Annotated in this window: 4 protein-coding genes and 1 pseudogene; all 5 read right to left on the minus strand. The window is 72.9% G+C overall.

All coding sequences use genetic code 11. The features are described from left to right. Positions 1-330: 330 nt before the first annotated feature. Positions 331-1353 carry an electron transfer flavoprotein subunit alpha gene (locus M0P34_RS12610; RefSeq protein WP_291499684.1) on the minus strand — a complete coding sequence of 341 codons (1023 nt, stop codon included), beginning with the start codon at positions 1351-1353 and terminating at the stop codon, positions 331-333. A 23-nt stretch (positions 1354-1376) separates the two neighbouring features. Then, positions 1377-2180, minus strand: a complete 804-nt coding sequence (locus tag M0P34_RS12615; RefSeq protein WP_291499685.1) for an electron transfer flavoprotein subunit beta — start codon at positions 2178-2180, stop codon at positions 1377-1379. 36 nt (positions 2181-2216) lie between these two features. Next, positions 2217-4097: a 4Fe-4S ferredoxin gene (locus M0P34_RS12620; protein ID WP_291499687.1), complete on the minus strand. Its 1881-nt coding sequence runs from the start codon at positions 4095-4097 to the stop codon at positions 2217-2219. A gap of 63 nt (positions 4098-4160) precedes the next feature. Beyond that, the gene (locus M0P34_RS12625; RefSeq protein ID WP_291499689.1) at positions 4161-6212 is read right to left on the minus strand and encodes an acyl-CoA dehydrogenase family protein; all 2052 of its coding nucleotides are present in this window, start codon (positions 6210-6212) and stop codon (positions 4161-4163) included. A gap of 291 nt (positions 6213-6503) precedes the next feature. Next, positions 6504-6750: pseudogene (locus tag M0P34_RS12630) on the minus strand (hypothetical protein); the annotation flags it as partial.

The following is a 6750-nucleotide window of genomic DNA, read 5'->3' on the forward strand; positions in this document are numbered from 1 at the left end:
CACAGGGGCTGCTTGGCGTCGCTTCCGAGGGCTGCGGGCTCCCCGACGCGGTGTGCGGAGGGGGCGCACAGAGGGACAGGGAAAGCAAAGAATCTTCAGCGGTATTGCCAGCCAGCCCCTCGAAAAAGAGCCCCGGCCCGCCCGGCATGCCCCCCACCTGGCGTTCAAGGCCCTTTCGTGACCTTGTCCACCTGTGGGACGGCATGGCAGGCGAAGCCGGGGCTTTTGGCCGCGTGGCGGCCGGGGGCCGCCCGCTGCGCGGGGCCGGGGACGGGCGCGGGCTGGTCCGCCCCCGCCCACCCGTGCGCAAGGCCGGGAGTGCCTCCCGCCCTACTTGCCCAGCAACTCGTTGACCTTGGCCATGACGGCGAAGGCGTCGGCGACGTAGAGCACGTCGGCTTTGCCCTGGGCCCAGCCGCAGCCGGCGTCGAGGTTCACGGCGCGGCGCTCGGTGATGAAGCGCCAGCCCACGACGTGGGGCTCCTCTCCGTGGCAGCAGGTGGCCAGGCCCTTCTTGTGGCGCGGGGTGGCGCCGGTCTGGCCGACCTGGTGCAGGTGCGTCAGGAAGGGCAGCACGGACTGACCCTCGCCCGAAAGGTCCACCAGGGACTTGGAGCTGCCCAGGGATGCCTTGGTGCGCTCCAGGAAGCCCAGGATATGCCCGGCGGCTTCTTCGGGGTGCGACTGGCCGTCGGCCTGCTTCTTGGTCCAGCCCGCACCGGCCACCAGCAGCATCTCCGCCTCGGGGCGGATGGTCTGCTCGTCGGCGGCGGGGGCGTCGATGCCCAGGACCTCGGTACGCGGGGTCACGGCGGGCAGGGCCACGGCCTGGAGGCTGGCGCTGCCGCCGAGGTTCTCCTCGGCAATGAAGCAGCACGGGGCCACGGTGATGACCCAGGGCCGCTGCTCGCGGGTCTGGGCGGCGACCATGCGCTGGCGGTAGTACCAGCGGCTGACCAGGGGCGCGCCGCCCTCCACGGTCAGGCCGGTGCAGTTGGAGTCCACGCGGCCGCCCAGGCGCTGGGCCACGCCGGGCAGGCAGCGCGCCAGGCGCGCCGTGGCCGGGGCGACGACGACGGTGGCCCCGGCGGCGCGGCACAGGGCCTCGCAGGCCGCGGCGTCGGTGCTGTAGCGCGAGGCCGCCAGGGCCTCGCCCTGGGCGGCGAAGAACGCGGCGGCGCCGCAGGCGGCGATGGAGTCCGCCGCAGCCTGCACGGACCCGCCCAGCAGGCCCACGCTGAATTCGGCGCCAAGCCCGGCGGCCAGCCCCCGGGCGGCGGCCAGGGCCTCCAGGGCCGTGCGGCCCAGGGCGCCGTTCTCCTCGGGATGCGCGAGGTAGAGAATCTTTTCCATGTCCGTCTCCTGTGCGTGGGCCCTCAGCCCTTGATCCATTCCACGATTTCGCGGGCGATGTCGTCCACGGGGGCGTCCTTGACGATGCGCGTCTGGCGGCGGGCGCCGGGCAGTTCCACGGCCTTGTAGGCCACCCCGGCGGCGCCCACGGCTGCGGGCCGGGCCTTTTGCAGCGCAGGCATGATCAGGCGCATGTTCTGCATGCCGACCTGGGGGTTGTTGGGCGGCTCGGGCAGGTTGCCCGTGGCCCAGCCGAGCACGGCCGGGGCGCCCGCACAGCGCGAGCGCAGGTAGCCGCCGCCCTCGATGCGCTCCTTGACCTCGAAGGAACCGTCGTCGGCCGGGCGCAGTTCGTCCACGCCCTGGAACTGCTCGGTCACGCCCAGCAGCTCGCCCAGGATCTGCATGGTGGCGCCGGTGCCGCGCGAGGCGCTGCTCCAGCCGCCGAAAAGCAGCAGCCTGTCCTTCTCCAGCCCGGCGATGCCCTCCACGGCCTGGGCCAGGGCGGCGGCGGTGTCGGCGGCCTCCACGAAACCGCCCGCCGGGCCGTCCATGACCACCAGCTCGAAGGGCACCTTCTGGGCCACATGCATCATCACCTGCTGGAGCTTGGCCTTGGGGCCGACGCTGACCAGCCAGACCCGGGAGCCGGGCGCGGCCTTGGCCAGGTTGGCCGCTTCGTAGAGGGCGTGGGCCGCCCAGGGGTCGAGCACGGCGGGCAGCATCATCTCGTTCTTCAGGGCCGGGCCGCCGGGCCCGGCCACGGGCTCCAGGGTCTGGAGCGGGTCGGGGACGATGCTCCCGCAGACCACGATATGGTAGCTCATGAGGTTCTCCTTGGGTTCCGGGCCAAGGCGGCCCGGTCAGTTCTCGTTGGAGTGCAGCCCGCCGGACCCGGCGCCGAAACTCACGTTGGCGGCCTCGGGGTCGGCGGGGTCGGGCCGCGAGCAGTTCCACAGGCAGGCGCCGCAGTGCACGCATTTCTCGCGGTCGAACAGCGGAGGCCCGGCCTCGGGGTTGGCGGTGATGGCCTGCCCGGAGCAAGCGCTGATGCAAACCTGTTCGGTGCAGGCGGCGCAGAGCCCGTGGTCCTTGAAGCGCACATGGTCGGCGTAGCCGGGGCCGGCCTGGACCTTGCCGCCCAGAAGCAGCGCGTCCTGGTGCGACACCAGGAGCTTGCCGTCGTATTCGACCTGCGGCCAGCCCATGCGGTCCATGACCGCGTCGTGCAGGCTGCGGCCCTCGGCGCGGCAGGCGGCGCGCAGCTCGGCCACCTCCCGGTCCGGGATGCGGCCCCGGCAATAGCGCTCCAGGGCCGGGATGCGCTCATGGGGCCGCTTGACCGCCGGGGACAGGTTCAGGGAGCCGCCGCTCAGCCCGGTGAGCGCCATGCCCACCAGCCCCTGGATCACGCCCCACTGGAAGCCGTCGCGCGATTTCTCGGCCACCCGGGCCTCCTGTTCCACCCAGGAGCGCCGTCGCCGGGAAACATAGACCTCCTCCAGGTTCTCGCGGGTGAATTCGCGGCCCTGGCGCAGCAGTTCGAGGACGCCCTCGCCCAGGAGCACGCCCGTGGCCCAGGCCTCGTCCACCCCCGAGCCCGTAAGCACGTTGGTGGAGCCGGAGCACTCGCCGATGCGCGCGTAGCCGTCCCCGGCCAGGAAGGGCTCGCCGTGGCGGCCCCACTCGGCCAGGGTCTTGGCGCCCCAGGAGCGCAGGGTGCCGCCCTCCAGCCAGCGCCAGAGGTAGGGGTGGCGCATCCAGTGCTGGAGATAACGGTAGGCCGTGCGCACGGGGCTGTCGAACCACGAGGGCACGAAGATGCCCAGGGAGGCCACGCCTTCGGGGTAGACGTAGAGGAAGCCGAAGATTTCGGGCTCGGGGAAGCCCAGGGTATGGACGACGGTGCCGGGCGCGAGGGGGCAGCCCTCGGGCAGCTGGACCACGGCCTTCATGCCCAGGGCCCAGTCGCGCTGGTGGCGGCCGGCGGGCAGGCCCAGGGCCGCGTCGATGGCGCGGCCCACGGGGCCCACAGGCCCGTCGCCCACAACGGTCAGCGCGGCGGTCACGTCCATGCCGGGCATGAACCCGGCCTCGGGCTCGCCCTTTCGGTTCACGCCCTGGTCGGCCAGGCGCACGCCGCGCACGCGCCCGTCCTCCACCAGCGGCGCGGCCACGGGCGTTCCGGGCCAGACCTGGGCCAGCCCCGTGCCCATGATCTGCCCGCCCACCCACTGGGTGAACTGGCCCATGGACAGGACGAACCCGGGCTCCTTGCGCAGGAAGGGCGGAATCCAGGGCAGCTCCAGGGCCGCCAGGGCCTTGTCGTGCCACGGCAGGCGGCGCGCGGCGGCCTCGGCGGCGCGCAGGCCCCTGCTGCGGCGGCTGGCGCCCAGGGGATCGAAGAGATAGGCGACCTTCTCGGATGTCACGGCGTGGGCCAGGGGGATGGCGGCGGGGTCCAGGTCCGGGAAGCTGGCGCGGATGGCCCGGCCCCGGGTGACCACGCCCGACACGCCAAAGCCGATGTCGTCGGCGCGCTCGTAGCACATGATCTGCGGCGCCATGCCGGGCATGACGCGCGACTCGGCCACGGGCATGCCGTCCTCGCCCGTCAGCCCGCGCGTGAGGGTGGTCAGGAACCCGGCCACCGCCGGGCCGAAGCCAACACAGACGATGTCCGCTTCCATGCTCTGGCGGGGGATCTCGGGGGTCGCGTCCTGGGATCGGGATTGCGAAGTCATGATGGCTGCTCGGGGGCTGAGGAAGGACGCGGGGCCGCCCCGAAAGAGGCGGCCCCGCAGGGATTACAGCGGATAGTCCAGGGCCTCGGGGATCATGACCCCCGTCAGGGCCTCGGCGGCGCGGTCCTTGGCCAGGCGCGCGCCGGACAGGGCCTTGTCCACGCCCTGGCGCAGGCTGGCGAAGGCGTCGTCGCAGGCGCCCCCGGCCACATCGGCGCAGCCGTAGCCGTAGACCAGCTCGGCGCAGATGCGCGCGGCCTCGCCCGCGGCGCGGGCGGCCTGGACGCAGGCCAGATCGGCGTAGAAAGCCGCAAGGCCCGGGGCGGCCTCGGCCAGCACGGGGCTGCCCGGCGCCTGGGCGGCGAGTTCGACCACGTCCTCGAACAGGAAGCGCGCCGCGAGCAGCCAGCCCAGGGCGTCGGCCAGGGGGAAGGACACGCCCTGGCGCTTGCCGTGGTAGAGCTTGCGGCCCTCGCTGTCGGCGCCCTTTTGCAGGAAGTCCAGGGTCCAGAGCCACATGTCCAGGGCCCCGGCCAGGGCCGTGGCGCCCTCGGCGCCGCTGCGGCGCAGCCCGGCGCTCCACTGGCGCAGGGCCTCCAGGAACACGGGATTGGTCATGGTCAGGCTCAGGTGGCGGCGCTGCACGGCCTCGGGGCCCTCGTAGGTGGCCTCAAGCTGGGAGTCCATCCACTTGTGGCACAGGAAGCCCGGGCAGTCCTCGGTGATGCCGTAGCCGCCCACCAGGGACACGGCCTCGCGCATGACCGTGGCGCCCACGCCGGTGTTCCAGAGCTTGGTGGCCGGGTTGAGCACGCCCGCCAGGGCGTCCATGTACACGAACCGGACCAGGGTGTCGGCTTCCAGCTCGGCCAGCCGCGCGGGATCGCCCTGGCCGTCGGCGTGTTTCAGCCGCACATATTCCAGGGCGCGCTCCTGGCTGTCCTTGAGGGCGGCCAGCTGCTTGCGGCCCTTGATGCCCTGCTCGGCGAACAGGCGGTCCTTCTCGCGCTCCACGGGGTCGAAGCGGTCGGCCAGCCGCGCGGCGGCAAGGCCCAGGGAGCATCCGGCCTCGCCCGTGGCCCACACGTCCACCAGGCGTTGCAGGGCGTCCTCGTTCATTTGCAGGCCCAGCTCGTGGCGGCGGCTGCCGGGCTCGCCCACGGCCCCGCCCCGGAAGCGCTGGCGGTGGTAGCGGATGACCGGCTCGATGGCCGAGAGCAGCTTGGCCGAGGTCATGAGCCCCACGGGGATGCGCGTGCGGTGGAAGACCGAGGCGATGATCTCGCCGTGGCCGAAGCGCGGCACGATGACCCCGTCCACCACGTCGTAGCCGCCGATGATGCGCGAGGCGGGCACGGTGAGGCTCATGACGGGGTCGCGGGTGCTGGAAAGCTGGTGGACCATCTTGAGGGTCGGGGCGCCGCGGTCGAAGGTGCCGGGGTCGTCCTTCTCCAGGATGACCATGCACGAGCCCTTGATGCGCGGGTCGTCGGACTCCACGGCGGCGGTGACGATGTCGGCGAAGTCCATGTTGGTGATGAAGCGGCCGCGCTTTTCGATCTTGAGCAGGGGCTCGGCGCCCTCGTCCCAACGCTCCACGCGCATCTTGCCGCCCAGGATGCCCGTGTCCACGCCCACATAGGGCAGCGGCTCGGTGAGCGCGAAGGCCGCGCGGCGGCAGGTGCGCTCCTCCCCGGGCTGCGGGGGGGTGCACAGCGGCAGATAATGGGCGCGCTGCTCGGCGGTGCCCTTCTCGTGGATGGGCGCAAGGCCCAGGCAGCTGGCCAGGGCGCTGGTGGCGGCGCCGCCGTCGACCCAGGCCAGCTCCATGGCCACCAGGGCCAGGGCCAGGTTCTTGGGGCCCTCGATGAACCCGCCCTCGGCGGGGTCCATGTAGATGGCGGTCAGCCCGGACTCGTCGAAGGCCTTCAGCAGCTCGGCCTTGCGCGCGGTCCATTCGTGGGTGTTGCGCGCACCGTCGGCCACCAGGCGGGCCACGACGCTGCGGGCTATGGAGCGGGCCGACTGCACGGCCATCTGGATGTCGAATCGGTCGGCGTACCGCCACATGATTTGCCGGACATCATCGCCCGGCAGGGTGCGAAGTGTTTCCATGCGCTGCAACTCGGTTCCGTTGAGGTTCCGCAAGGGAGGGAGCCCGGCCGGGCTCCCGGTGGCCCGAAAGTTGGGCCGCAAAAGGTGTCGTACGCTAAAACATGCCCGGGGCCACGTCAACCGCCTTTCCCGGAGCACGAAGGCCAAGAATCAAGGCGGGACGCCGCTTTCCGGCTATTGTTGCGCCCGCAGACATACCGCGCCGAACGCCTGCGCGCCCGGGGGCGAAGCAGCGCCAGCCCATCCGCCCCGCCCGTGGTGTTCCGGGCGCCGGGGCGCCCGGGGCGGCGGTCATGGCGCGCGCGGCGCCGGGGCGGGGCGCGCCCCGCCCCGCTCCACCGGCCAGGGGCTGACATGGCGCGCCGGGCAGAACCCGTGGCGGAAGACCTCCTCCAGCCCGGCCAGGGCCACGCGGTTTTTCGCGGCGACCGAGCGCGCCTCGGGGCTCCCCGCCGGGAAGGCGCGCAGGGACCGCGCGTTGCCGACCCAGGGCCGCCCGGCCTCGGGCAGGGTCAGGATGCGCGCCCAGAAGCCGCGC

Source organism: Desulfocurvus sp., from assembly GCF_023230885.1.
Classification (GTDB): Bacteria; Desulfobacterota; Desulfovibrionia; order Desulfovibrionales; family Desulfovibrionaceae; genus Desulfocurvus.

What these genes read in the sequence shown, in the direction of transcription:
- M0P34_RS12610 (WP_291499684.1), bottom strand. Translation starts at nt 1,353, where the DNA reads ATGGAAAAGATTCTCTACCTCGCGCATCCCGAGGAGAACGGCGCCCTG.
- M0P34_RS12615 (WP_291499685.1), bottom strand. Translation starts at nt 2,180, where the DNA reads ATGAGCTACCATATCGTGGTCTGCGGGAGCATCGTCCCCGACCCGCTC.
- M0P34_RS12620 (WP_291499687.1), bottom strand. Translation starts at nt 4,097, where the DNA reads ATGACTTCGCAATCCCGATCCCAGGACGCGACCCCCGAGATCCCCCGC.
- M0P34_RS12625 (WP_291499689.1), bottom strand. Translation starts at nt 6,212, where the DNA reads ATGGAAACACTTCGCACCCTGCCGGGCGATGATGTCCGGCAAATCATG.